Consider the following 25,698-nt stretch of genomic DNA (forward strand, 5'->3'; position numbering starts at 1 on the left):
CCCCCGCCCGACTCCCGTCTCTTCCCCTCCCCACGGCGGCCCGACGGCACGTTCCCCGTGCCTCCGTCCGTCGTGCCCCCAGTGCAACCGCACCCAGAGGAACGGACATCATGAGCGAGAACCGACGCCCGCAGGTGAGCCGACGAGGCTTCCTCGGCGGCGCCGCCGCCGTCGCGGCCGCGACCGCCGTACCCGCACTCGGACAGATCGCCGGCGCGGGCCCCGCCGCTGCCGCCGGCCGGCCGAACATCCTGCTGATCGTCACCGACGACCAGCCCAAGCACACCGAATGGGCCCTGCCCAAGACCGTCGCCTGGCTCGCCGACCAGGGCGTGAAGTTCACCAACGGCCACGTCACCACCCCGCTGTGCGCGCCCTCGCGTTCCAGCGTGTTCTCCGGCCGTCACGCCCACCACCACGGCGTGCGCAACAACAAGGCCTCGTACGCGCTCGACCAGAGCACCACCGTGCAGAAGTACCTCAAGCAGGCCGGCTACCGCACCGGCCTGTTCGGCAAGTACCTCAACTCCTGGACCCTGGCGGACAACCCGCCGCACTTCGAGGAGTTCGCCCTCCTCCAGCCCGCGTACGTCGACGCCCAGTGGAACGTCAACGGCACCGTCCAGACGATCAACGGCTACACGACCACCATCGTCAAGAACCGCACCCTGGACTTCCTCGACAAGGCCGCCACCGACACCCGGCCCTGGTTCGCGTACGTCACCCCTTACGCCTCCCACGGGCCCCGCACCCCCGAGGCGAAGTACGCCGGCACGCCCGTGCCCGACTGGAACGGCCGCCCCTCGGTCCCCGAGAACGACCGCAGCGACAAGCCGGCGTACATCAAGAACGCCACCGGCACCCTCGCCGACGGCCAGACCATCCGTGCCGAGCAGCTGCGCACCCTGCTCTCCGTCGACGACGCCGTCCAGGCGTTCAAGGACAAGCTCCAGGCCCTGGGGCAGCTGGACAACACCCTCGTCATCTACATCGGCGACAACGGCTTCAGCTGGGGCGACCACGGCTGGACGGCCAAGTCGGTGCCCTACCGCCCCGCGCACGAGGTGCCGTTCTACCTCTCCTGGCCGGCCGGCGGGCTCGGCGCGGGAACCCAGGACAACCGCATCGTCGCCAACATCGACATCGCGCCGACCGTCCTCGACGCGGCCGGCATCACCCCGGACGCCGCGCAGGACGGCCGCTCCCTGCTCTCCGGATACAGCCGCGACCACCTCCTGGTGGAGTGGTGGAAGCAGGGCACCGGCACCGGTGGCGCACCCACCTGGTCCTCGTACGTCGCCAAGGACAAGCAGTACACGGAGTACTACGACCTCACGACCGACGGGAACGGCACGGTGTCCGGCACCGGGCAGGTGAAGTTCCGTGAGTACTACGACCTCGTGAACGACCCGTACCAGCTGACCAACAAGCTCTACCAGGCCACACCGGCCGACGAGCAAGCCCTCGGCATTCCCGCCCTGGCCGCGCAGCTCGCCGCCGACCGCGTGGCCTGACCCGCGCCACAGCACTGCCGGCCGGCCCCGCGCCGCCACGCCCGGGGCCGGCCGCCCATCCTTCCGATTCCGCCGGAGTCGTCATGCCCGAATGCTGCACCCCAGGTCACGCCCACCTCCCCGTCCTGACCCTCGCCCCGTCCCGCCCTCCGGCCCGACCCTCCAGAGCGGTCCGGCAGCTGCTCTCCCTGCCCGGAGGGCGCTTCCTGATGGGCACCGACGACCCGGACGGCTTTCCCGCCGACGCCGAGGGCCCGGTCCGCGAGGTGGCCGTGGAACCCTTCCGCATCGCGGCCACGACGGTGACGAACGCGCAGTTCGCCACCTTCGTCAAAGCCACCGGACACGTCACCGACGCCGAGCGCTTCGGCTTCTCCTTCACCTTCGGGGCCTTCCTGGAGAAGGACGTGGCGGCCATGTCCCCGCCCGTACCGGGCGTCCCGTGGTGGAGGACGGTGGACGGCGCCTCGTGGCGCCACCCCGAAGGCCCCGGCTCCCACGTCACCGACCGGCAGAACCACCCCGTCGTCCACGTGTCCTGGCACGACGCCCGAACCTACTGCGCCTGGTCCGGCACCCGGCTGCCCACCGAGGCGGAGTGGGAGTACGCGGCACGCGGCGGCCTGGAGCAGCGCCGGTACCCGTGGGGTGACGAGCTCACGGCCGACGGCCGCTCCCTGTGCAACATCTGGCAGGGCGACTTCCCGGACCTGCCCACCGGCGGCGGGCACGCGGGCACGGCCCCCGTGAAGTCCTTCCGGCCCAACGGCTTCGGCCTCTACAACACCGTCGGCAACGTCTGGGAGTGGAGCGCGGACCCGTTCACACCCGGCGGGGGGACCGCGCGGGCGATGCGCGGCGGCTCGTACCTGTGCCACGACTCCTACTGCAACCGGTACCGCGTCGCCGCCCGGAGCTCCAACACACCCGACAGCTCCACCGGCAACATCGGCTTCAGGGTGGCCGCCGACGCCGACTAGCGTCATCCGCCCGCCGTGACGGGGGCGGATGGACGGGATCACCCGGACCGGCCCAGCATCAGGTCCCGTACGCACCCCCGCAGCCACGCGTGTGCCGGGTCGGCGTCGTGGCGCGGATGCCAGGCCATGCCGACCGGCAGCGGCGGCAGGTCGAGGGGGACGTCGAAGGTGACGAGCCCGAGGGACTCGGCCAGGGAGCGGCTCCGTGCGCTGATCAGGCCGACGAGGTCCGTGTCGCGGAGGATGAACAGCGACGCCGGGTACGTGCCGACGCTCGCCACCACCCGCCGTCGCAGACCGTGCTCGGCCAGCGCGGTGTCGACGGGGCCGTGCAGCCGTCCCCGGCGCGAGACCACCAGATGGTCCGCGTCCGCCGCGAACCTCCGCCGCGTCAGGCGCCCCCGCAGGAGCGGGTGCCCGGCGCGGACCACCGCGAGCATGTGGTCGTCCAGGAGGTGCTCGGTGTGCACCTCGGGATGGACCGTGTCGATGACCCCGATCTCCAGGTCGGCGACGCCCTCCCGCAGCGTCGGCGCGTCGATGTGGCTCTCGTTCAGGAACCGCAGCCGCACCCGCGGGGCCTCCCGGCCGGCGCGCGCGAGGAGCGCGGGGCCGAGCAGGGCGGGATGCGAGTCCTGGCCGAGCACCGTGAACGTCCGCGCGACGGTCCGGACATCGGTCGGACCCGAGGCCGCGAACAGCGCCCTGGCCCGCTCCACGACCGCGCCGACCTCGGCCCGTACCGACAGCGCGTACGGCGTCGGCACCATCGCGCGGCCGGCGCGCACCAGGATCGGATCGCCGAGCGCCTTGCGGATCCGGCCGAGCGTGCGGCTGGTGGCCGGCTCGGACAGGTGCAGCCGCCGGGCCGCTCCCCGCACGCTCTGCTCCTCCAACAGGACGTCGAGGGCGAGAAGAAGGTTGAGGTCGAGGCCGCCGGCGTCCACGGATTGCGTCACACGCACTCACTCCTTGCAAAAGATGCACTGGAAGTAATCAACGGGCCGAGCCTACGGTGAACGCACATCCCCTGACCACGAAGCTCCCTGGAGGAGCCATGTCTTCCGCTGCCCTCTCACCGCCCGCCTCCGCCCCGGCCGGCACCACGCCGAACGTGCTCAGGCGGTCGACCCTGCTCGCCCTGTGCGCCTGCGTCCTCGTCGCGCAGAGCATGGTCGCCGCCATCAACCTCCTCATCCCCCAACTGGCCGCCTCCGCCCTCCACCCGTCCTCCACCGAGCTGCTGTGGACCGTGGACGCGTACGTCATCGTCTTCGCCGGACTGCTCATCCCCGCCGGAGCACTGGGCGACCGCCGCGGCCGCAAGGGCGTGCTCCTCGTCGGTCTCGCCCTGTTCGCCGCCGGGGCGGCGCTGAGCGCCCTCGCCGCGTCGCCCGCGCTGCTGATCGCCGGCCGCGGGGTGTCCGGCGCCGGGGCCGCCTGCATCATGCCCGCCACCATGTCGATCCTCGTGCAGCTCGCCGGACCGGAAGGCCGGGCTCGGGCCCTGGCGTCCTGGACCCTCGCCGTCGGCCTGGGCGGCCTCGCGGGCAACGTCGGCGGGGGAGCGACGGGCCAGTTCCTGTCCTGGCGCGCCCTGTTCTGGTTGATGGTCCCCCTCGCCGCGCTGCTCGCCGTCGCCGTCGCCGTCGCCGTCCCGCGCACCGACCGCTCGCCACACGGGCGCCCCGACCCCCGTGGCACCGTGCTGCTGGTCGCCGCCCTCGTCGCCGTCCTCGCGGGCATCATCGAAGGCCCGACGTACGGCTGGACCTCGCCCCGCATCCTCGTCCTCTTCGCGGTGGGCGCGGTGCTCACCGGGCTCTTCACCTGGTACGCGCTCCGCTCGCCGGCCGCGCTGTTCGACCCGCGGGTCTTCCGCTCCCGGCAGCTGCGCGCCGCCGTCCTGGGCACGGCCACCGGGTTCTTCGGCCTCTTCTCGCTCTTCTACGCGAACTCGCAGTACCTGCAGTACGTCAAGGGGTACGGCCCCGCCGTCACCGGACTCGCGATCGTCCCGCTCACGATCGGCATGGCCCTCTTCCCGAAGGTCGCGACCCGCTGGCAGGCCGCCTCGGGGCCGCGCCCCGCCGTCACCACCGGGCTGTTCCTCATCGGCGCCGGACTCCTCGGCACCTCCACCGCCGACGCGGCCACCCCGTACGCGCTGTACGCCTGCTGGCTGCTGGTGATCTCGGCGGGAACCGGCCTGTGCATGCCCGCCCTGACCGTCGGCGTCGTCTCCGCCCTGCCCGCGCACCAGGCCGGTCTCGGTTCCGGGCTCGGCACCTCGGCCCGGGAGATGGGCGCCGCCCTCGGCGTGGCCGTCACCGGCACCGTGCTCGCCGTGCACGACGCCGCCGCGGGTACGGCGGCCTTCGCCGACGCGATGAGCCCGGCGCTGCGCACGGTGGGCGCGGTCGTCCTGGTGGCCACGGGCCTGGTCACCATCGGATACCGGACCGGGTCCGCGCCGACCCGTTGAGCGCGGCCGCTCCCGGGGGCGGTGCCACCCCCGTACGCGCGCAGGCGCCGGGGCGGTCACACCGCCCGCGTGTGGGCCGGATGGCGCAGGCGGCGCGCGGGGGAGCGCGGTCCGGGAGACGGTGGCCGCAGCCTGGGACAGGGCGGTCCGGCGCCCGGACGGCCGATCGCCCGACCGGATCCGGACCCGTGGGCCCCGCGGCCCGCCCGCCGTTCCCCGTTCCGTACCCGAGGAGGTAGCGCATGCCCCGACGTGTCCCCGCCGCGTACGACGGCCGGAATTCCACGAGCCCCGCCCGTGGCCGCAGCGGACCGCGCCCGAGGCGCCGGTTCCGTACGGCGGCCGTCGGGGCGGTGGTGGCGGCCGCGGTCCTGAGCGGCGGCGCGGCCACGCCGGTCGCGGCGGTACCGCCCGGCCCGGCGCCGTCCGGCTCCGGCCGCGGCGGACCGGCTCCGTCCGGCCACGGCCACGGCGACCCGGCGCTCCAGCGGGCCCTCGCCGACCTGGTGGCGGCACCCGGCGGCCCGCCCGGGGCGATCGCGATCCTGACCCGCGACGGCCTCCGGCAGGTCTACCGGGCCGGCACGGCCGAGGTGGGCACGCGGCGCCCGCCCCGACCCGACGACCACATGCGGATCGCCAGCGTGGCCAAGGCCTTCAGCGGCGCGGTCGCGCTGAGCCTGGTGGACCGGCAGGCCCTGCACCTGGACGACACGATCGGCCGACACCTGCCCCGACTACCCGCGGCCTGGCATACGGTGACCCTGCGTCAACTGCTCCAGCACACCAGCGGTCTTCCGGACTACAGCAAGAGCCAGGCGTTCCAGGACATCGTCCGCGCCGACCCCCGCCACCACTTCGACTCCCGCCGCCTCCTCGACTTCGTGGCGGGCCGACCGCTCGGCTTCCCGCCGGGCAGCCGCTACGCCTACTCCAACTCGGACAACATCGCGGTCGCCCTGATGGCCGAGCAGGTCACCGGCCGTTCGTACGAGTCGCTGCTGCGGCAGTTCGTGTACGGACCGCTCGATCTGGAGAGGACCAGCCTCCCGCAGGGCTACCTGCTTCCCCGCCCGTTCCTGCACGGCTACCTCACCGCCCCCGGTGAGCCGCCCGAGGACGTCAGCGAGGCGATCAGCGCCTCCGGCGCCTGGGCGTCGGGCGGCATCGTCTCCACCCCGGCCGACCTGAGCCGGTTCATCGGCGGCTACGCCGGACCGGAGCTGCTGAGCCCCACCACCCGCCGTGCCCAGCAGGACTTCCTCCCCGGCGGCTCCTCCGAACCGGCCGGCCCCGGCGTCAACGCGGCCGGCCTGGGCCTCTTCCGGTACACCACGCGCTGCGGCACGGTCCTCGGCCACACCGGCAACACCCCCGGCTACACGCAGTTCGCCGCGGCCACGCGCGACGGCCGGCGCACGGTGACGGTCTCCGTCACCGGCCAGGCCACGCTGGACCCGGCCCTGCTGGCCCGGCTGCGCGCCACCGAGGAGAAGTTCGTCTGCGCCCTGCTCGGCGACCGGGGCCCGGAGGACTGGGGGTTCCGGCCGTAAGTCCCGCCTGCGCGCGGGCATTTCCTCCCCGGCTCCCCTTACGCGGCGGTGGGTTTCCCCTTAGCCTCACACCACTGCTCGTAAGTTACCCGCCGGTCAATATGTGTTGACGGGCGCAGTGGGCCCGGAGGTCGCCATGAGTTCCGCGCAAGACCTGCTCGAAAGCCGGCCGCATTCGGTGGCGCACCTCTTCCTCTCGCGGGTCGGGGCCACACCCGACCGCGAGGCCTACCGCCACCCCGTGGCGGTGGGCCAGGGCGCGCCCGGCGCCGAGGAGTGGCGGTCGCTGACCTGGGCCCAGGCGGCGGATCGCGTGACCGCGATCGCCGCCGGGCTGCTCTCCCTCGGGCTGCGGACCGAGGAACGGGTGGCGATCTCCTCCTCGACCCGGGTGGAGTGGATCTTCGCGGACCTGGGCGTGATGTGCGCGGGCGCCGCCGCGACCGCCGTCTACCCGAGCACCGACGCCGACGAGACGGCGTACATCCTCGCCGACTCCGGCAGCCGGGCGATCTTCGTCGAGGACGCCGCCCAACTGGCCAAGGTCGTCGAACACGCGGACCGCCTGCCCGACCTCGACCACGCGATCGTCTTCGACCCGGAGGCCGATCTCCCTCGGGCGAAGGGGCTCGATGTACTGAGCCTCGCCGAGCTCGAGGAGCGCGGCCGGGCGTACCTGGGGGAGCACCCGGAAGCCGTCGAGACGACCGTCGCGTCCATCGAGCGCGAGCAACTCGCCACCCTGATCTACACGTCCGGGACGACCGGCCGCCCCAAGGGCGTGCGCCTGGTGCACGACTGCTGGTCCTACCAGGGCGCCGCACAGGAGGTCAGCGGGCTGTTGCAACCCGACGACGTGCAGTTCCTGTGGCTGCCGCTGTCCCACGTCTTCGGCAAGGCCCTGATATCCGGTCAGATCCAGACCGGACACGTCCTTGCGGTCGACGGGCGCGTCGACCGCATCGTCACCAACCTGCCCGTCGTCCGGCCCACCGTGATGGCCTCCGCGCCGAGGGTCTTCGAGAAGGTCTACAACGGCATCGCCGCGAAGGCGCGGGCCGAGGGCGGAGCGAAGTACAGGATCTTCCGGTGGGCGGCGCAGGTGGCCCGCGACCACGCCAGGACCGGGCAGGAGAGCCTGGTGGCGACGGGGAGCCGCAAGGTGCCGCTGTGGCTCGGCGTCCAGCACGCCCTCGCCGACAAGCTGGTCTACGGCAAGATCCGGGCGGCGTTCGGCGGTGAGCTCCGCGGCAGCGCCTCGGGCAGCGCCGCCCTCGCCCCCGACATCGGCTACTTCTTCGCCGGGGCGGGCGTGCCCGTCCTGGAGGGCTACGGCCTGACGGAGACCAGCGCGGCCTGCACCGTCAACCCGGTCGACGACTACCGGGTGGGCACGGTCGGCCGGCCCCTGCCGGGCACCGAGGTCCGCATCGCCGAGGACGGGGAGATCCTCCTGAGGGGACCCGGCATCATGCGCGGCTACCACAACCTTCCGGAGAAGACCGCCGAAGTCCTGGAGAGCGACGGCTGGTTCCGTACCGGGGACATCGGCGAGATCGACAAGGAGGGCTTCGTCCGGATCACCGACCGCAAGAAGGACCTCTTCAAGACCTCGGGCGGCAAGTACGTGGCGCCCACGGAGATCGAGGGCCGGTTCAAGGCCGTGTGCCCGTTCGTCAGCAACATCCTGGTCATCGGCAACGGCCGCAACTACTGCACCGCCCTGATCGCGCTCGACGAGAGCGTCCTCATGCCCTGGGCGGCGTCGAACGGCCTCGGGGGCCGTAGCTATGCCGAGGTCGTCTCCTCGCCGGACGTGCACGCGCTGATCGACGGGTTCGTCCAGCGCGTCAACGGCGACCTGCAGCGGTGGCAGACGATCAAGAAGTTCTCGCTGCTGCCCCGCGACCTCGACGTCGAGCACGGGGAGCTCACCCCGAGCCTCAAGGTGAAGCGGCCGGTCGTGGAGCGCGAGTACGCCGAACTCGTCGAGGCCATGTACGAGGGCGCCCGCGAGGCCTGAGGCGGACCTGCCCGTCCGGTACGGCGAGGCGGCAGCCGTACCGGACGTCACCCGTCCCCCGTCGCCCCGTCCGTCCGCTCCCGCAGGAAGTCGGCGTGGCCGTTGTGGCGGGCGTACTCCTGGATCATCACCATGTAGACCCAGCGCAGGCTGAGGGCGACCCCGCGCGAGGACAGGAAGGTCTCGTCGAGGTCGTGCCCGGCGGCCGCCGCGTCGCAGGCCTCCACCTCGGCCCGGTACAGCCCGAAGTCCCGCTCCGCGTCCGCGGGTTCGACCCCGTCGAGCCCTTCGTTACCGTCCGAAGGCCCGGTGAAGACCTCGCCGACCGCCTCACCCGCGAACCCGCGCCGGAACCACGACCGCTCCACCTCCGCCATGTGCCGGACCAGACCGAGCAGGGTGAGGTCCGACGGCTCCACCGTCGCGCGCGCCAGCTGCGCCGGGTCGAGCCCGGCGCACTTGGCGAGGAGCGTCTCCCGGTGCCAGGTGAGCCAGCCCTCCAGCATCTGACGCTCGGTCACGGTGCCGAGGCCGCCCAGCTGTCGGCTGCGCTCCACCGACGGCGCCTTCCAGGTCATCAGCCCTCCAGTACTTCCACGTGGTCGCCGATCGCGACGGCCAGGACCCGCGAGCCCGGTTCGGTCGTGCGCCAGCGGTGGCGGACGCCGCCGGACAGGAGCAGCGTGTCACCGCGGCCGAGCCGGTGGACGCGGCCGTCGGCCTCCACCTCCACCGAGCCGTCCGCCACGTACAGCAGCTCGTCGTTCCGGTGCCGGAACTCGCGGTCCGCCTCGTGCGCGCCGACGAACTCGAGGGCGTGCAGCTGGTGCCGGCCGCGCACCACGGGGCGGACGCGGGCCTCCTGGCTGAGGCCGCTGTCGTCGTCCGCGCGCACCACGTCGACGGTGCGGGTCTCGTCCGAGGCCGCGAGCAGCTGCACCGCCGTCGTCCCGAGGGCGTCCGCGATCCGCTGGAGCGAGCGCATGCTGGGGCGCGCTCGGTCGTTCTCGATCTGGCTGAGGAACGGGGAGGAGAGCCCGCTGCTCCGCGCCACCTCGGCGAGCGTCAGGTCGAGTGCCCGTCGCCGGCGCCGTACGGCGGCGCCCACCTTCGGTGTGTTCGCGGCCTCCATGGTCGTCCCGTCCTTCCCCTCCGGCGCCCGGTGGCGCCTGACGGCACCCTACGCGGCGCGGTGCGGAAACCCGGAGACGGTTTCGTACTGCCGACACACGCCCGTCACACAACGTCCCTAACGTCAAAGTCGGTTGTTCTCATCAAAGAAAGTTTGAAGGAGCCCGACGTGAAAAGTTCGAAGGAACCCGACGCGCCCGCGATCGACCAGAACTCGCGCCGCCGCCGTCCCACCGGCCTCATCGCCCTCGACGCCACGGCCGCGTCCGAGGGCTACACCCTCTACGCACCGCTCACCGGCACCGGGGAGGTGTATCTGATCGACCTCCAGGGCCGCACCGTCCACCGGTGGGACCTCCCGTACCGTCCCGGCCGCCACGCCCGGCTCCTCGCCGACGGGACCCTCGCCTACAACGGCGTACTCCCGGGCGAGGACGCCCTCTTCCCGATGTGGCACAAGTACCGGGGCGGCGTCATGCTCCACGCGGCACCCGACGGAACCGTGCTGCGGGAGCACCGGGACCCCCTGCAGCACCACGACGCCCACCACCTCGACGACGGCCGCGTCCTCTACACCGCCCTCGAACCCCTCGCCGGGACCGAGGCCGCGGCGGTACGGGGCGGAGTGCCCGGCTCCGAGGCCGCCGGCGGCCTCGTCTGGGCCGACACGATCAAGGAGGTCGGCCCGGACGGCGAACTCCTCTGGTCCTGGCGCGCCGCGGACCACCTCGACCGCGACGCCTACCCGCTGCACGAGGCCTACGCCCGCGAGCACTGGCCGCTGATCAACAGTGTCACACCCCTGCGCGACGGCAACGTCCTCGCCAGCCTGCGGAGCGTCTCGGCCGTCGTCGTCATCAGCCGCGACACCGGCGAGATCCTCTGGCGGAGCCGCCCCGGTACGGTCAGCCAGCAGCACGCGCCCACCGAACTCGACGACGGCCGGCTCCTCGTCTTCGACAACGGCGTCTTCCGGCCCGGCCACGACGTCCCGTACTCCCGGGTCGTCGAGATCGACCGGACCGGCGGCGACATCGTGTGGGAGTACCACGACCCGGCCCGCGAGTTCTTCTTCGCGCCCTTCATGGGCTCCGCCCAGCGCCTCCCGAACGGCAACACGCTCGTCACCGACTCCCCGTCCGGCCGCCTCTTCGAGGTGACGAAGGACGGCTACCTGTGCTGGGAGTACGTCGTCCCGTACTTCGCCGGCTACGGCGAGAGCGAGGTCCGCAGCCTCTTCCCGTCCCAGCCCAACGCCGTCTTCCGCGCCTACCGCTACACCCCCGCCCAGATCCCGTGGCTGGAGACGACGGCATGACGACCGCATCCACCCCGATCCCCGAAGCCGTCGACGCGCGCGTCCCCTTGCGGCGCCTGGTGCCGCTGGCGGCCCAGCACGTCCTCGCGATGATCGCCGCCCCCGTCTCCACCGTCTTCCTCGTCGCCGGCACCCTGAAGACGTCACCCGGCGCGACGGCCTCCCTGCTCAGCACCGTCCTGCTGCTGTGCGGCGCCGGCGCCCTGCTCCAGTCCCTCGGCGTGTGGCGGATCGGCGGCCGACTGCCGTTCGTCATGCTCCCCGGCGGCGCCGCGACCGCGCTGTTCCTCCAGATCGCCCAGGAGCACGGCGCGCCGACCGCCACCGGCGCCGTCCTCCTCGCGGCCGCCCTGCTGCTCGCCGTGCTTCCCCTGTACGCCCGGGTCGTACGGTTCTTCCCGCCGCTGGTCATGGGCGTGACCGTGCTGCTCATCGGGGTCGCGATGATCCGCGTCGCCGCCCGGCTCGTCACCGGACCGGACGGGACGGGGGAGCCGCGCGCGGTGCTCCTCGCCGCGCTGACCGTGGCGGCGACCGTCGCCGCGTACGTGTTCCTGCGCGGCGTCTGGCGACAGACGTCCGTCCTCATCGGGATGGCGGCGGGAACCCTCATCGCGGTGGGGACGGGCCTGGGGTCCTTCGGTCCCGCGGCCGGCGGCGGCTTCGCGCTGCCCGTGTTCCTTCCTTTCGGCGCACCGCGGTTCGACCTGGTGGCCGCGCTGCCGCTGCTCCTCTTCAGCCTCACCACGCTCGCCGAGATCACCGGACAGACCGTGCTCAACAGCGAGACCGTCGGCCGGACTCCCGCCCCCGAGCGGGACGTCCCCCGCGTCGCCCGCGCCGATGCCCTGGTGTCCCTGGCCGGCGGCCTGTTCGGCACCTCGCTCATGGTCACCAGCGCCGAGAACATCGGCATCGGGCGGCTGACCGGGGTCCGCAGCCGCTTCGTGACCGCCGGAGCCGGAGCACTCCTCGTCGTCCTCGGCCTGGCCACGCCCGTCTCCCGGGCCCTGGCCCGCATCCCCGAGGCCGTCGTGGGCGGCTCGGCCCTCGTCGTCTACGCGGTGATCGCCGTGATGGGTGTCGAGATGCTGCGCCGGGCCGATCTGTCCGGAACGGGAGCGGGCTCGCTGACGGCCGCGCTCGCGCTCACCGCGGGGCTGCTGCCGCTGCTCAGCCCCGACCTGTACGCGGGTTTCCCCGCCTTGGCCCGTACGGTTCTGGGCAGCGGCGTCGTCGCCGGAACGCTCACGGCCGTTCTCCTCGGCGCGCTCCTCGGGCGGAGCGACCGCGAGACCGTCACCCCAGAGGCGCCGGGCCACGCCGGTTGAACGGGAGCCGGCCGAGGACCACCGCCATGCCGCAGGTGTCGGTGAGCGCCGAGAACACGAGGCCTCCGGCGATCGCCGCCGACAGCAGCTGGAACGCCGGATGCACGAGCAGCCCGAGCACCAGGCCGAGGAGCACGAGGGCCCCGGCGGTGAAACGCACCTGACGCTCCATCCCCCAGACGGCCCGCACCGGGCCGGGTGGGTACTCGAGCCCGTGCCCCGCGTCGGCCCAGGCCCGGGTGCCACCGCTGAGACTCGCCGCGGCGATCCCGTGGGAGGCGAGGACCTCGGCGCCCTTGCCGGAGCGGGTGCCGGAGGCGCACACCAGGAGCAGCGGTCCGGTCTCGGCGGTGTGCCGCAGGTCCGCCAGGCTGTCGTCGATGCGGTCCAGGGGCACGTTGACGGCGCCGGGCAGGCGGCCGGAGGCGAACTCTCCGGGGGTGCGGACGTCGACCACGTGGAGTTCGGGCAGCCGTGGCAGTGCTTCGGCGACGCTGAGGGTGCGGGAGATGCCCATGGGAACCTGTCCTCGGGGATGACGGGAAACGGCCCCGCGGCAGCGGCGGCAGGACCGTTTCCCGGGATGCTAGGTGACGCCGGAGGCGCCGTGGCGTGGCGGACGGGATCGCCACGCGGTCGCCACGACGTCGTCACGACGCCGCAACGAACCGCGGTGGGTCACCGCTGGGCGAGGCGCTCGTGCGGGATCCGCTCCCCGGCCTCGACCGCGACGGGGAGCCGGTTCTCGGCCGGCGGGAGCGGGCAGGTCGCGAAGTCGGTGTAGGCGCAGGGCAGATTGGTCGCCCGGTTGAAGTCGAGCACGACCGTGCCGTCGGGCCCGGGGGCCGCCACGCCGAGGTTCCGGTTGGCCGCGTACGTGGTGACGCCCGAGGTCGCGTCGGTGAACAGCACCGTGAGGCTGCCAGGTGTGTGCCCGTTGAACGCGGTCAGGCTCAACTCCTGCCCGTCCAGGGCGAAGACGACCCGGCCCGGAGCGTCGTACACGTGCTTGAGGCCTTCGACGGAGGCGCCGACCGTGGTCGGCCGCGGCTCGGCGAAGGCCTCGTACCGGCCGGTGACCACCCAGCGCGGGTCGGGTGCGTACGCCGGGGTCCCGGCGAAGGCGGTCCGCAGCGGGTGGCCGGGGTGCCGGGGCCGGACGATGTCGTTGCCGCCGCGCTTGGCGACCTCGATGACGGTGTCGCCCCGGACGGCGTCGACGCCGCCGCGCTCCGGGATGACGCCGAAGAGGTGCCGTCCCCGTACGGTCACGCCGTCGACGACGAGTTCCTCGCCCTCGTCGAGCTCCACGACGACCCCGTCGGGTCCCGTCGACCAGGCCCCCGGCACGCCGGGGAACGTCTGCGGCTCGGCGGACAGCCAGTGCAGTCCGGTGATCGAGAGGAAGCCGTGCTCCGAGGCGAGCCGGGCGTCCTTGTCGCGGTGCCAGGCCTCCCACTCCTCGGCGAAGACCTCCGGATCGGGAACGGATGTGTCGCGGACGCTCATGCGTCTCCTCCTGCTGCGGTGGGATGGTGTGATGCGCGCGGCCGTGCGGCCCGCCGATGGCGGGGGGAGACGGAGCGCGGGGCAGGACGAGGCCGTCAGGAGGCGCCCAGGAGCCGCCTGGGCATGCGCGTCGGGAGCCGGACGCCGGGTCGGGGCCTCGGTGTCAGCGGGAACACGCCATGGTCGTGACGCGCACGTAGTCCACGTGTCGGCGCGTCACGAGAAGGCTCATGGGTTCAGGAGAACACACCACCGGTGCGCGGCGCCAGTGGTCCCCGCACGCGGCCGGCGGCGGTCAGGCGAGCCGGGTCCCCCGCTCGTCGCAGGGCAGGCCGGTGGCCGGGCTGTGGGAGAGGAAGTCGCGGGTGGCCTGCCGCTCCACCTCGGTGATCGCCGTCGGCGTCACGTCGATGATGCCGCCGAAGGGGCGGTCGACGTCCCGGATGATGACCAGCATCGTCGTCAGCAGCGCGGTGATCACCGTCAGGGTGACCAGCTGGCCGCGGTTGTTCTTCCGGGGCAGGCAGAAGCCCAGAGCCGTCACGGTGATGAAGAGGGTGGCGAGCAGGAACCAGAAGATGGCGCTGGGAATGCTCGGGCTGGCCTGGGTGAGGCGTTCCTCGCGCTCGTCGGAGCGCTTGCTGTCGGCACTGACCAGCATGCCGAAGACCGGCTTGCCCTCCAGGGTACGGAAGGTCAGGCGGAAGTCCGTCGACCACACGCTGGGCGCCGGCGATCCGTGGCCGTCGGACATGGCCGGCCATTCCTGCTCGCGTACGGCCCGGGCGTAGCAGACGGCGTCGGCCTGGATCCGCGCCCGCTGCGCCTGCGGCGCGTACTCGGCCGTCTCCACGAGCTGGTCCAGGGCCCGGGCCTCGCCCCGCGAGGCGACCTCGGCCTTGCCGTACGAGCCGTTGGCGGTGACCAGGACGAAGGAGAGCAGCAGGACGGTCATCGTCAGGAGCGGGCCGACGAGGTCCTTGACGGCCATGCCCGTTCCGTCGTCCTCCTTGATCAGCCTCGGCCGTAGGAACCGGTTCGCCGCGAGACCGGCGAGCAGAGCCACGACGGCGACGACGATGACGATCAGCACGAGAGGAGCACCTCCGGGAACGGCCGGAGCTCTTGACGGCTCCGGCGGGGCGCCGATCATCGCCCGGTACGTCACGGCGCGGAACAACGGAAACGTTTGTTCGCCCCCGGACGGAGGACCCGCGTTGGGCCGCGTAGCGGATCCAGACCATCCGGTTTTCTTCGGGTGTTGTCGACTGCTGGATGCCGGGCCAACACCCTTTGCCTGGAGGCAAATTCGAGACATGAACGCGTGTCTGGTTCGCCTGGAGCGCGAGGTGTGGCGTACAACCTGTGACCGGCCCGTTCGCCGACGTACGCGGCCATCCGATCCACCGAGCCCTGGAGTCACACAGATGCGTTTCGGTCTGCTCGGCCCACTCGCGGCGCAGGACGCCGACGGCCCTCTCGTCATAGGCAGCACGAAGGTCCGGCTCCTGCTCGGCATCCTGCTCCTGAAACGCGGTCAGGTGGTCTCCTCCGACGAGCTCAAGGCCGCCCTGTGGGGCACGGACCTGCCCGCGACGGCCTCCAGCTCCCTCCACAACCACGTGACCCGCCTGCGCAGGGCGCTCGGAGCCGAAGGCGCCGGCCGGCTCCGCTCGGTGCCGCCCGGGTACCTCCTGGACGTGGACCGCGGCGCCCTCGACAGCGACCGGCACGAGGAACTCCTCGGCAACGCCCGTACCGCCCGGCTCCGCGAGGACTGGGAGACCGTACGACGCTCGTGCGCGAGCGCACTCGCGCTCTGGCGCGGGAACCCGCTCGCGGACCTGCCCGGACTCGACCACGGCCTGCTGTACGGGCCGGTCCTCCAGGCCCTCGACGAGGCGCGGCTGGTCGCCCTGGAGTGGCGCTGCGAGGCCGACCTGCGGCTCGGCCGGTACGACGGCCTGGCGGCGGAGCTGTACGCGCTCACCGAACAGCACCCCCTGCGCGAGGGATTCCACCGCCACCTCATGGTGGCCCTGCACCGCACCGACCGGCAGGCGGAGGCCCTCGCCGTCTTCCACCGGCTCCGCAAGATCCTCGCGGACGAGCTCGGCGTCTCGCCCGGCCGCGCCGTGCAGGAGGCGCTCGCCGACATCCTCCAGGGCCACGGCGAGCCCGCGAGGAAGCCCCCGGCGCCCTCGCCCTCGCCCGCACCCGCACCCGCACCCGCACCCGCACCCGAGAAGGCTTCCGGAGTCCACGTCCCGGCCCAACTGCCCCCGGTCTCCCGCTACTTCTCGGGCCGGCGGGCAGCCCTGGCACGGCTCGACGCCCTCCTGGAGGACGCGCGCAGCCACGCCGGCACGGGACCCGTCGTCATCTCCGGCCCTGGCGGGGTCGGCAAGACGACCCTCGCGGTCCACTGGGCGCACCGCGTCCGCACGGACTTCCCCGACGGCCAACTCCACCTGAACCTCCGCGGCTTCGCACCCGACGGATCCGCCGTCACCCCCGACAGCGCCCTGCGCAGCCTCCTCGAAGGCCTCGGCGTGCCACGCGCGCGCGTCCCCGCCTCCCAGGAGGCCCGCACCGCCCTCTACCGCACGCTGACGGACGGACGCCGCTATCTGATCCTGCTCGACAACGCCCGCGACGCCGCCCACGTACGCCCGCTGCTGACCGGATCCGCGACCAGCCTCACCGTCGTCACCAGCAGGGACCAGCTCCTCGGCCTCGTCGCCGTCGAGGACGCCCAGCCCGTCGCCCTGGACGTGTTCTCGCCCGAGGAGGCGCGCGAGCTCCTCACCGCGCGCGTCGGCCGCGCCCGCGTCACGGCGGACCCCCGCGCCGTCGACGAGGCCGTCGAACTGGCCGCCCGCCTCCCGCTCGCCCTCGCCGTCGTCGGCGCCCGCGCGGCCGTCACCCCCGCCCTCAGCCTGACCCGGCTCGTCGAGCGGCTCCGCCGCGCCCGCGGTCTCGACGCCTTCACCGGCAGCGACGCCTGGAGCGACGTCCGCGCGGTGTTCTCCTGGTCGTACGAGACGCTGAGCGCCGACGCCGCACGCCTCTTCCGGCTGCTCGCCGTCCACCCCGGGCCCGGGATCACCGTCTCCGTGGCCGGCAGCCTCGCGGCGCTCCCGCCGGCCCGGGCGCACACCCTGCTGACCGAGCTGGCCGAGGCCAACCTCGTCACGGAGGGCGAGGACGGCAGGTACTCCTTCCACGACCTCCTGCGCGCCTACGCGGGGGAGCTCGGCGAAAGAACCGACTCCGCCACGAGCCGCGGAACCGCCCTGAGACGGATGACCGAGCACTACCTGCACACCGCGCAGCGCGGCGCGCTGCTCATGGACCCCCAGCTGGCCCCCGTCGATCTGCCCCCGAAGGCGGGCCGGGGCGCGCGCCCGGAGGACCTCGCGGACATCGGCGAGGCGCGGGAATGGTTCACCGGCGAACACTCCGCCCTGGTGGAGACCGTCGTCCGGGCCGGTGCGGCCGGGCTCGACCTGGCGTGCTGGCAGCTGGCCCACGTACTGAAGACGTACCTCAACTGGGCCGGTCACTGGGTGGACGGGGAGACCGTCCAGCGGGCCGCCCTGGCGGCGGCGGAGCGGCTCGACGACCCGACGGCCCGGGCCCGGGCGCACCGGAGCCTGGCCGTGACCCTGCGGTGGAGCGGCCGGGAGGCCGAGGTCGAGACGCATCTGCGGCGGGCACTCGACCTGTCCACCGCCGAGGGCGACCTGCTCGGCCAGGCCGACGTCCACCTCGACCTCGCGAGCCGGTACGAGCGTCAGGAGCGTCCGGAGGGGGCGCTGCACCACAACGAGCGGGCACTCGGGCTCTTCCGGGAGCTCGGCCACCGGGGCGGAGAGGCCAAGGCCCTCAACAACGTGGGCTACTTCCAGGCCCTCCTCGGCAACCACGCCGAGGCGCTGGCCATGTGCGACGCGGCCCGCCGGGTCTTCGAGGAGCTGGGGGACCGGCGCAGCCTGGCCCTCACCTGGGACAGCCTGGGCGTCGTGCACCAGGAGACGGGCGACCTGGAGCGGGCGGCGGAGTGCTTCCGGATCTCGGCGGAGGGCCTGCGCGAGGTCGGCGCGGCGTACGGCGAGGCCCTCTCGCTCGACCACCTGGGAGACGCCGAGTCGGCGGCCGGCCGACCGGAACAGGCGCGGGAGGCGTGGCAGAAGGCCTGGGAGCTGCTCGACGGGCTCCGGCACGACGACGCGGAGGCGATCCGGCTCAAGCTGAGGCGGTGAGCCGGGCGACAGGGCCCCAGGACGTCGGCGACGAGCCGCTGTCCACCGGCGCGGCCCGCGACCGCCGCCGAGGGGACGGTGTCCCGCACGCGCGCGTGCGGGACACCGTCAGGCGCCCTCGGCCTCGAAGGTGCGCAGCAGGTCCGCGGCGACGCTCACGGCGATCGTCGCGGGCTCCTTGCCGGTGATGTCGGCCAGACCGATCGGCGTCTTGATCCGGTCGATCGCGGCCTCGTCGTGACCGCCCTCGGTCGCGAGCCGCTTGCGGAACCGCGCCCATTTGGCCGCCGACCCGATCAGCCCGATCGAGCCGAGGTGCGGCGCCCGCAGGGCGGCGTCGCACAGTGCGGCGTCCTCGGCGTGGTCATGGGTCATGACCAGGACGTGCGTGCCGGACGGCAGCTCCTCCAGGACCTCCTCGGGCAGCAGCGGCGTGTGGTGCACCCGCACCCGGGCCACCGCGTCCGCGAGCACGCCGAGGCGCCCCTCGGCGAGGGTGTCGGCGCGGGAGTCGACCAGATGGAGGTCGAGGTCCTGGCGGGCCAGGATCCGCGCCAGTTCGAGCCCGACGTGCCCGACGCCGAAGACCGCCACCGCCCGTACCACCGGCAGCGGTTCGAGCAGCACCGACACCGTGCCGCCGCAGCACTGCACACCGTGCCGGTTGGCCACCTTGTCGTTCAGCGCGAAGTCGATCAGCTCCGGCTCCCGAACGGACGCGGCGATCATCTCCCGGGCCCGGTCGATCGCGACGGCCTCCACGTTGCCGCCGCCGATCGAGCCCCAGGTCTCGGTGTGCCCGACCACGAGCTTCGCGCCGGCGTCGCGCGGGGCGTGGCCGCGCACGGTCGCGACGGTCACGAGCACGCCGGACTCCCGGCGCGCCCGCAGCCGCGCGACCGCGGCGAACCACGTCATGTCAGGCACCGACCGACGCTTCCGCGCCGGTCCCGACCCTGTCGCGGGCCGACTCGATCGCCCAGTACACCGCCTCCGGCGTCGCGGGCGAGGCCAGCTCGACGCCGATCCCGCCGGGCCCGAACGCGGCGGCGGCCTGCCGCAGCGCCTCCCGTACGGAGAAGGCCAGCATCAGCGGAGGCTCCCCCACCGCCTTGGAGCCGTAGACCGCGCCCTCCTCGGCGGCGTTCTCCAGGAGGGTGACGTGGAACTCCTCGGGCATCTCCGAGAAGCTGGGCAGCTTGTACGTGCTCGCCGCCTGCGTGAGCAGCCTGCCCCGGTGCGGTCCGTCACCGGCGTCCCAGCGCAGGTCCTCCAGGGTCAGCCACCCCGCGCCCTGCACGAAGCCGCCCTCGACCTGACCGATGTCGATCATCGGGGACAGGCTGTCGCCGACGTCGTGCACGATGTCCACCCGCCGGACGCGGTACGCGCCGGTGAAGCCGTCCACCTCGACCTCGGCCGCGGCGGCGCCGTGGGCGAAGTACTTGAACGGCGAGCCGTGGAACGCCTTCGCGTCCCAGTGCAGCCCCTCGGTCCGGTAGAAACCGGCCGCCGACAGCTGCACCCGCTGGAGGTACGCCGTGCGCACCAGCTCGTCCCAGGCCAGCTCCTCGTCGGAGCCCAGGCCGCGCGCGACGCCCTCGGCGATGCGGACGTCCGAGGCGTTCGTGCCGAGCCGCGTCGCCGCCACCTGGAGCAGCCGCTCGCGCAGTTGCTCGCAGGCGTTCTTCACCGCCGCGCCGTTGAGGTCCGTGCCCGCGCTGGCCGCCGTGGCGGAGGTGTTGGGCACCTTGTCCGTACGCGTCGGGGCGAGGCGCACCTTGTGCAGCGGGATGCCCAGCGTGGTCGCCGCCACCTGGAGCATCTTGGTGTGCAGGCCCTGGCCCATCTCGGTGCCGCCGTGGTTGATCAGGACGGAGCCGTCCTTGTAGATCAGCACCAGCGCGCCGCCCTGGTTGAAGGCGGTGAGGTTGAAGGAGATGCCGAACTTGAGGGCGGTGAGGGCGAGGGCCCGCTTGGTGTGCGGGTGCGCGGCGTTGAAGGCGGCGATCTCACGCCGGCGGTCGGCGATGCCGCCGTTCTCCTTGACCTGCTCCCAGACGGCGGTGATCCGCTCCGGCTGGACGACCGGCTGCCCGTACGGCGTGGACTGGCCCCGCCCGTAGAAGTTGCGCTCCCGCAGCTCCGCCGGGTCCAGGCCGAGCAGCGGCGCGCACCGGCCCATGATGTCCTCGATCACCAGCATGCCCTGGGGGCCGCCGAAGCCGCGGAAGGCGGTGTTGGAGACCTTGTTGGTCCTGGCGATGCGGCCGGTGATCCGTGCGTTCGGGATCCAGTACGTGTTGTCGATGTGGCAGAGGGCGCGGGCCACCACGGGCTCGGACAGGTCGAGGCTCCAGCCGCCGTCCGCCGTCAGGGTGGCGTCGAGGGCCTGGATGCGGCCGTCGGCGTCGAAGCCGATCCTCCACCGGGCGTGGAAGCCGTGCCGCTTGCCGGACATGGTCAGGTCCTGGGTCCGGTTGAGCCGGACCCGGACGGGCCGGCCGGTCAGCCTGGCGCCGAGCGCGGCGACGGCCGCGAAGCCGTGCGGCTGCATCTCCTTGCCGCCGAAGCCGCCGCCCATCCGCAGACACTGCACGGTCACCTCGTGACTGTGCAGCCCGAGCACGTGGGCGACGATCTCCTGCGTCTCGGAGGGATGCTGGGTGCTGCTCTGCACGAAGACCTGCTCGGCCTCGTCGACGTAGGCGAGCGCCGCGTGCGTCTCCAGGTAGAAGTGCTCCTGGTCGGAGAAGTGCAGCTCCCCGGTGAACACGTGCGCGGAGTCGGCGAAGCCGGCGTCGACGTCGCCCGTCACCATCACCGGGCGGGCGCCGTGGAAGCTGCCGGCCGCGATCGCCTCCGGCAGGGTGATCAGGGAGGGCCGTTCGTCGAGTTCCACCTCGACGGCCGCGGCGCCGAGCCGGGCGGCCTCCAGGGTCTCGCCGAGCACCCAGGCGACCGCGTGCCCGTGGAACATGACCTCGTCGGGGAAGAGCGGCTCGTCGTGCTTCATCCCGGCGTCGTTGACGCCGGGCACGTCGGCGCCGGTCAGCACGCGGACCACGCCGGGCACGGCGAGCGCCGGTCCGGTGCGCAGCGCGGTGATGAGGCCATGGGCCTTCATGACCTGGACCGGGTAGGCGTGCAGCACGTCCTTGGTGCGGTGGACGAGGTCGTCGGTGTACAGTGCGGTGCCGGTGACGTGCTGGACGGCGCTCTCGTGCGGCAGGGGGAGGCCCACGACGGACTTCTCGGGACGCTGGGACAACTGGCTCATGACGACACCGCCTCGGTGGTTCGCGCGTACAGCTTCAGCAGGCTCTGCCCGAGCATCGCGGAGCGGTACGCGGCGCTGGCCCGGTGGTCGTCCATCGGCGTGCCCTCGTCGCGCAGCACCGGCGCGACGGCCTCGACGGTCTCCGCCGTCCACGGCCTGCCCTCCAGGGCCGCCTCGGTGGCGAGCGCGCGGATCGGGGTGGCGGCGACGCCGCCGAGGCCGATCCGCGCCGTGCGGACGATCCCGTCCTCGACGTCCAGGGCGAACGCGACCGCCACGCTGGAGATGTCGTCGAAGCGCCGCTTGGCGATCTTGTGGAAGGCCGCGACGGGCGCGAGCGGCAGCGGGACGCGCACCGCGCGGATCAGCTCGCCGGGGCGGCGCACGCTCTGCCGGTAGCCGGTGAAGTAGTCGGAGAGGGGGACCTCGCGCTCCCCGTCGGCGTCGGCGAGCACCACCGACGCGTCGAGCGCGAGCAGCGCCGGCGGGCTGTCGCCGATGGGGGAGCCGGTGCCGAGATTGCCGCCGAGGGTCGCGCCGTTGCGGATGAGCCGCGAGGCGAACTGGGGGAACAGCTCCGCGAGCAGCGGTACCCGACCGTCCAGGCGGCGCTCGATCTCGGTGAGGGTCAGCGCCGCGCCGATCTCGATGACGTCGGACTCGACGCGCAGCTCCCGCAGTTCGGGGAGCCGGTCGACGGCGACCACGCAACCGGCCCGCCGGGAGCGGATGTTCACCTCCACGCCCCAGTCGGTGGACCCGGCCACCACCACGGCGTCGGGCCGCTCGCGCAGCAGCCGCAGCGTCTCGGCCAGGCTGCTCCTCCGCAGGAACACGCTGTCGTCCTGGACGTACGCGGTGGCGACCGGCGCGGGCGGGGCCTGCTCGCGGCGCTGTGCGAGGGGGTCGTCCTCGGTGGGCGCACCGACGGCGAAGGCGGCGTCGCGGATCGGGCGGTAGCCGGTGCAGCGACACAGGTTCCCGCTGAGCGCGTGCAGATCGAACCCGTTGGGCCCGTGCTCGGAGTCGGTGCCGGTGCCGGTGCCGGAGTCGGCTTCGGTCTCGGTCTCGGTCCCGGACGTCGGGTGAGGGCAGCGGTCGGGCCGGTAGTACTCGGCCGCCATGCTGCAGACGAACCCCGGCGTGCAATAACCGCACTGGGATCCCCCGCGGGCCGCCATCTCCCGCTGCACGGGGTGCAGGGCGTCCGGCGTTCCGGGCTCACCGGGTGTGGCGAGGCCTTCGGAGGTGACGACCTCCTGGCCGTCGAGCGCCGCGACCGGGACCAGACAGGCGTTGACCGCCACCCAGTCGGTGGGCTTGTCCACCCCGGGGCGGGCCACCAGGACCGAACAGGCGCCGCACTCGCCCTCGGCGCAGCCCTCCTTGGTGCCGGTGAGGCCCCGCTCGCGCAGGAAGTCGAGGACCGTGGTGTGGGCCGGGGCCGGTGAGATCGGAGCTTCTTTGCCGTTGACGGTGATCATGTTCGCCAAAGTCGAGCAGCTTTCTGTGCTTGGACGCGCCACGGGAGAGAACCGGGCGCGCGACGGCACGCGACAGCGGCGTGCCGGGAAGGGGAAGGGAAAGCCTGAACGAGAACGGCGTCGTCAGCAGCCGTGGGCGATGCGACCCGGAACCCAGACCGTGCTGTGCGCGAGGCGACTCAGGTCGGAGTGGGTGTTCATCCGTCGGTCGCCTCCTCTCGGTCGTCACGGGTCGTAGGTGACGGCAAGGTAGTGGCTGACGATCACGGAGGTCAAGGAGCCACGAGCTTCGAGCCGACGGGATCCCGGCACCGGGCCCCGCGTCAGAAGATCCGGTGCTCCGTCCAGAACGGGCCGAGGTCCTTCGCCGTCGCCGCCTGGGCCGCGCGCTTGAAGTCCGCGGTGGTGGCGACGCCCTGCCAGTGGTCCCGCACGTAGCCGCGCAGCACGGCGGCCATCGTCCGGCTGCCCAGGACGCGCTCCAGGTCGTGCAGGGCGCAGGCGCCGCGCATGTACACGACCTGGACGTACTCGGACCGGTGACCGTCCGCGTAGTAGCCCATGGTCCGGGTGAGGGCGGCCGTCCCGCTGGGCCAGTAACCCTGGTCCTCCCAGCAGGTGGCGGTGTCGTCCCGGTAGTACGTCTGGTTCGCGTACTGCGCGAAGGACTCGTCCAGCCACGGCGCCGCGAACTGGTCGTTGCCGACGATGCCGTAGAACCACTGGTGGGCGATCTCGTGCACGACGGCCGAGCCCTCCGGTTCGGTCCACAGCAGCACGAGCCCCGGGAACTCCATGCTGCCGAAGTCGGCGAGGCGGTTGCTCATGACGAGGTCGAGTTCGCCGTAGGGGTAGCGCCCGAAACGCTTCCCGAACGCGTCGACGGAGCCCACGGCGTTCTTCAGGTCGAGGGCGACGCCCTCGGGGGACGTGGTGGCCGTCCAGTACGCGTTCAGCCGTACGCCGCCGGGCGTCGTCACCCTCCTCGTCCTGAACGGGCCCGCCGCCCACGCGAAGTCCCGCACCCCGCGCGCCACACTCGTGCTGACCGTGCGACCGGGCGCGCCCGCGCGCCGGGTGGTGGTCCCCGTCGCGGGCACGACGAGCGTGTCCGGGTGGTCGAGCACCACCCGGAAATCGCCGGTCAGGGTGTAGAAGCTCTCTCCGAAGCCGACGTCCGGGTCGAGGTGCGGGCCCCGCGCGTCGCGTACGGACAGAAGCGGCAGCGCGTTGCCGAGATAGCGGTGGGCGCCGTCCCGGCCGAAGCGGTGGATCCGGTGCGGGACGGCGATCGAGACGTCGAAGGAGATGCTCGTCCGTGCCCGGTACGGCAGCGGCGCGGGCAGGTCGATCCGCAGTGCGGTGCAGCCGACGGCCAACGGCCGCGGGGCCCCGCCGGCGACCCTGCTCACCCGCACCGGGGACGGCGCGCCGGGCGCTCCGCACCTGTCGGTGCCGTTGCCCCACAGCCGTACGTCGACCGAACGCAGGGGAGTGCGGGAGGCGTTGCGGAACGACACCGTCTGGCGTCCGGTCCAGTGCATGCCGTCGGCGTCGGAGCGCAGCGACACGTCGTACGAGGGCCGGTCGGGCGTCGCGACCTCCGCAGGAGCGGGCGGGGCCACGGGATCCTGTGCCGCCGCGGTCCCGGGGAGGAGCAGCAGGACGGCCGCGAGGGCGAGCAGCGGCGCACGCCGGTACCTGGGCGAGGTCATGCCGGGCACGCTAGAACGCCCGTACGCCCGGACGGGCGAGTTCCGGGCACCCCGTACCCCGGGAGAGGCGAGATCCGGCCGCCGCCCGTCACCCGGCCGAGCCCGCGTCCTGTGCACACCGGGGCGCATGTGGCACGGTGAGGGCATGCCGGTTCCCGTGATTCTCGACTGCGATCCCGGTCACGACGACGCCTTCAACATCCTCCTGGCCGCCGCGCACCCCGCGATCGACCTGCTCGCGATCACCACCGTCGCGGGCAACCAGACGCTGGAGAAGACCACGCTCAACGCCCGCCGGGTCTGCTCGGTGGCCGGGATCCGGGGCGTCCCGATCGCCGCGGGCCGCGACCGCCCGCTGCACGGTCCGCCCCGGATCGCCGAGAACATCCACGGCGACTCCGGCCTGGACGGCCCCGGCTTCGGCGTCGGCGAGCCCGACGTGCCGCTGGACCCGCGGGACGCCCTCACCCTCGTCCGGGACACGCTCCTCGCGCACCCGGCGCCGGTGACGCTCGTGCCGACCGGGCCGCTCACCAACATCGCGGTCCTCCTCCTCGCCCACCCCGAGCTCGCCGGGCGGATCGAGCGGATCGTGCTCATGGGCGGCTCGACGGAGCGCGGCAACACCACGCCCGCGGCCGAGTTCAACATCCTGTGCGATCCGGAAGCGGCCGACATCGTCTTCCGCAGCGGCGTGCCGGTCACGATGTTCGGTCTCAACGCGACCCACCAGGTGCGGGCCACCGCCGAGGTCGTCGCCCGGATCGCCGCGCTCGGCACCCCGCTGGCCGGGCTCTGCGTCGACCTGCTGACCTACTTCGCGTCCACGTACCGCGAGGTGTACGGCTTCGACGCGCCCCCGCTGCACGATCCGCTCACCGTCGCCCACCTCGTCAACCCGTCGCTCGTCAGCCTGGTGCGGGCCGCGGTGAGGGTGGAGCTGAACGGCACGCACACCCGGGGCGCGACGGTGGTGGACCTGCACGGGGTGACCGGCCGGCCCGCCGACACGGAAGTGGGCATGGAGGTCGACGCGGACGCGTTCTGGGATCTGATCGTGGAAGCCGTACGCGTGCTCGGCGGAGGGCCGGCCTGCTGACCCTCCGCCGA

The 25,698-nt window shown here is 73.2% G+C and carries 19 protein-coding genes; 9 read left to right on the forward strand and 10 right to left on the reverse strand.

All coding sequences use genetic code 11. From position 1 onward, the window contains the following. Positions 1–110 precede the first annotated feature (110 nt). Together GGE06_RS07420 and GGE06_RS07425 are read left to right on the forward strand one after the other, a co-directional pair. On the forward strand, positions 111–1,514 hold the full coding sequence (locus GGE06_RS07420; protein ID WP_116157293.1) for a sulfatase family protein: 1,404 nt from the start codon (positions 111–113) through the stop codon (positions 1,512–1,514). Positions 1,515–1,597: 83 nt separating this feature from the next. Continuing rightward, entirely contained in the window at positions 1,598–2,494 is an 897-nt protein-coding gene (locus GGE06_RS07425) for a formylglycine-generating enzyme family protein (protein ID WP_184930320.1), read from the forward strand. A 38-nt stretch (positions 2,495–2,532) separates the two neighbouring features. On the opposite strand, the gene GGE06_RS07430 is transcribed toward GGE06_RS07425, so the two are convergent. Further along, the gene (locus tag GGE06_RS07430) at positions 2,533–3,459 is read right to left on the reverse strand and encodes a LysR family transcriptional regulator (RefSeq protein WP_116157291.1); all 927 of its coding nucleotides are present in this window, start codon (positions 3,457–3,459) and stop codon (positions 2,533–2,535) included. Positions 3,460–3,551: 92 nt separating this feature from the next. On the opposite strand from GGE06_RS07430, the gene GGE06_RS07435 reads away from it, so the two are divergent. From GGE06_RS07435 to GGE06_RS07445, 3 genes are all read left to right on the forward strand, one after another. After that, positions 3,552–4,979 carry an MFS transporter gene (locus tag GGE06_RS07435; RefSeq protein ID WP_184930321.1) on the forward strand — a complete coding sequence of 476 codons (1,428 nt, stop codon included), beginning with the start codon at positions 3,552–3,554 and terminating at the stop codon, positions 4,977–4,979. A gap of 242 nt (positions 4,980–5,221) precedes the next feature. Beyond that, positions 5,222–6,532: a serine hydrolase domain-containing protein gene (locus GGE06_RS07440; RefSeq protein WP_184930322.1), complete on the forward strand. Its 1,311-nt coding sequence runs from the start codon at positions 5,222–5,224 to the stop codon at positions 6,530–6,532. Between the two features lie 136 nt (positions 6,533–6,668). Continuing rightward, a complete protein-coding gene (locus tag GGE06_RS07445) occupies positions 6,669–8,555 on the forward strand; it encodes an AMP-dependent synthetase/ligase (protein WP_116157287.1) in 1,887 nt (628 codons plus the stop codon). 47 nt (positions 8,556–8,602) lie between these two features. Here the strand turns inward: GGE06_RS07445 and GGE06_RS07450 are convergent, their stop codons facing one another. Together GGE06_RS07450 and GGE06_RS07455 are read right to left on the reverse strand one after the other, a co-directional pair. Further along, positions 8,603–9,133, reverse strand: a complete 531-nt coding sequence (locus GGE06_RS07450) for a DinB family protein (RefSeq protein ID WP_184930323.1) — start codon at positions 9,131–9,133, stop codon at positions 8,603–8,605. Then, on the reverse strand, positions 9,133–9,687 hold the full coding sequence (locus tag GGE06_RS07455) for a helix-turn-helix domain-containing protein (protein ID WP_184930324.1): 555 nt from the start codon (positions 9,685–9,687) through the stop codon (positions 9,133–9,135). Before GGE06_RS07455 ends, GGE06_RS07450 begins: the two co-directional genes overlap by 1 nt. A gap of 168 nt (positions 9,688–9,855) precedes the next feature. On the opposite strand from GGE06_RS07455, the gene GGE06_RS07460 reads away from it, so the two are divergent. Beyond that, complete coding sequence (locus GGE06_RS07460) at positions 9,856–11,004, forward strand: aryl-sulfate sulfotransferase (RefSeq protein ID WP_312883050.1); 1,149 nt, start codon at positions 9,856–9,858, stop codon at positions 11,002–11,004. After that, positions 11,001–12,335, forward strand: a complete 1,335-nt coding sequence (locus GGE06_RS07465; RefSeq protein ID WP_116157284.1) for a uracil-xanthine permease family protein — start codon at positions 11,001–11,003, stop codon at positions 12,333–12,335. Before GGE06_RS07460 ends, GGE06_RS07465 begins: the two co-directional genes overlap by 4 nt. On the opposite strand, the gene GGE06_RS07470 is transcribed toward GGE06_RS07465, so the two are convergent. The 3 genes from GGE06_RS07470 to GGE06_RS07480 form a co-directional block, all read right to left on the reverse strand. After that, the gene (locus GGE06_RS07470; protein ID WP_184930325.1) at positions 12,304–12,852 is read right to left on the reverse strand and encodes a rhodanese-like domain-containing protein; all 549 of its coding nucleotides are present in this window, start codon (positions 12,850–12,852) and stop codon (positions 12,304–12,306) included. The two genes, GGE06_RS07465 and GGE06_RS07470, sit on opposite strands and share 32 nt — an antisense overlap. 161 nt (positions 12,853–13,013) lie before the next feature. Continuing rightward, on the reverse strand, positions 13,014–13,844 hold the full coding sequence (locus GGE06_RS07475; RefSeq protein WP_184930326.1) for a DUF1684 domain-containing protein: 831 nt from the start codon (positions 13,842–13,844) through the stop codon (positions 13,014–13,016). A 295-nt stretch (positions 13,845–14,139) separates the two neighbouring features. Further along, a complete protein-coding gene (locus GGE06_RS07480; RefSeq protein ID WP_184930327.1) occupies positions 14,140–14,937 on the reverse strand; it encodes a bestrophin-like domain in 798 nt (265 codons plus the stop codon). 334 nt (positions 14,938–15,271) lie between these two features. Here GGE06_RS07480 and GGE06_RS07485 point away from each other — a divergent pair, with 334 nt between their 5' ends. Next, a complete protein-coding gene (locus GGE06_RS07485; RefSeq protein WP_184930328.1) occupies positions 15,272–18,109 on the forward strand; it encodes an AfsR/SARP family transcriptional regulator in 2,838 nt (945 codons plus the stop codon). A 108-nt stretch (positions 18,110–18,217) separates the two neighbouring features. Here the strand turns inward: GGE06_RS07485 and xdhC are convergent, their stop codons facing one another. The 4 genes from xdhC to GGE06_RS07505 all read right to left on the reverse strand — a co-directional run bounded on the left by xdhC (position 18,218) and on the right by GGE06_RS07505 (position 24,588). Continuing rightward, positions 18,218–19,027, reverse strand: a complete 810-nt coding sequence (xdhC, locus tag GGE06_RS07490; RefSeq protein ID WP_184930605.1) for a xanthine dehydrogenase accessory protein XdhC — start codon at positions 19,025–19,027, stop codon at positions 18,218–18,220. Between the two features lies 1 nt (position 19,028). Then, complete coding sequence (gene xdhB, locus GGE06_RS07495; protein ID WP_116157278.1) at positions 19,029–21,389, reverse strand: xanthine dehydrogenase molybdopterin binding subunit; 2,361 nt, start codon at positions 21,387–21,389, stop codon at positions 19,029–19,031. Next, a complete protein-coding gene (locus GGE06_RS07500; protein ID WP_184930329.1) occupies positions 21,386–22,873 on the reverse strand; it encodes a xanthine dehydrogenase small subunit in 1,488 nt (495 codons plus the stop codon). Before GGE06_RS07500 ends, xdhB begins: the two co-directional genes overlap by 4 nt. A gap of 323 nt (positions 22,874–23,196) precedes the next feature. Next, complete coding sequence (locus GGE06_RS07505) at positions 23,197–24,588, reverse strand: M1 family metallopeptidase (protein ID WP_116165161.1); 1,392 nt, start codon at positions 24,586–24,588, stop codon at positions 23,197–23,199. 145 nt (positions 24,589–24,733) lie between these two features. Here GGE06_RS07505 and GGE06_RS07510 point away from each other — a divergent pair, with 145 nt between their 5' ends. Further along, positions 24,734–25,687 (forward strand): nucleoside hydrolase, encoded by a 954-nt coding sequence (locus GGE06_RS07510; protein WP_116165160.1) that lies wholly within the window; start codon positions 24,734–24,736, stop codon positions 25,685–25,687. Positions 25,688–25,698 lie beyond the last annotated feature (11 nt).

The sequence above is a fragment of the Streptomyces nymphaeiformis genome, assembly GCF_014203895.1.
GTDB lineage: Bacteria > Actinomycetota > Actinomycetes > Streptomycetales > Streptomycetaceae > Streptomyces > Streptomyces nymphaeiformis.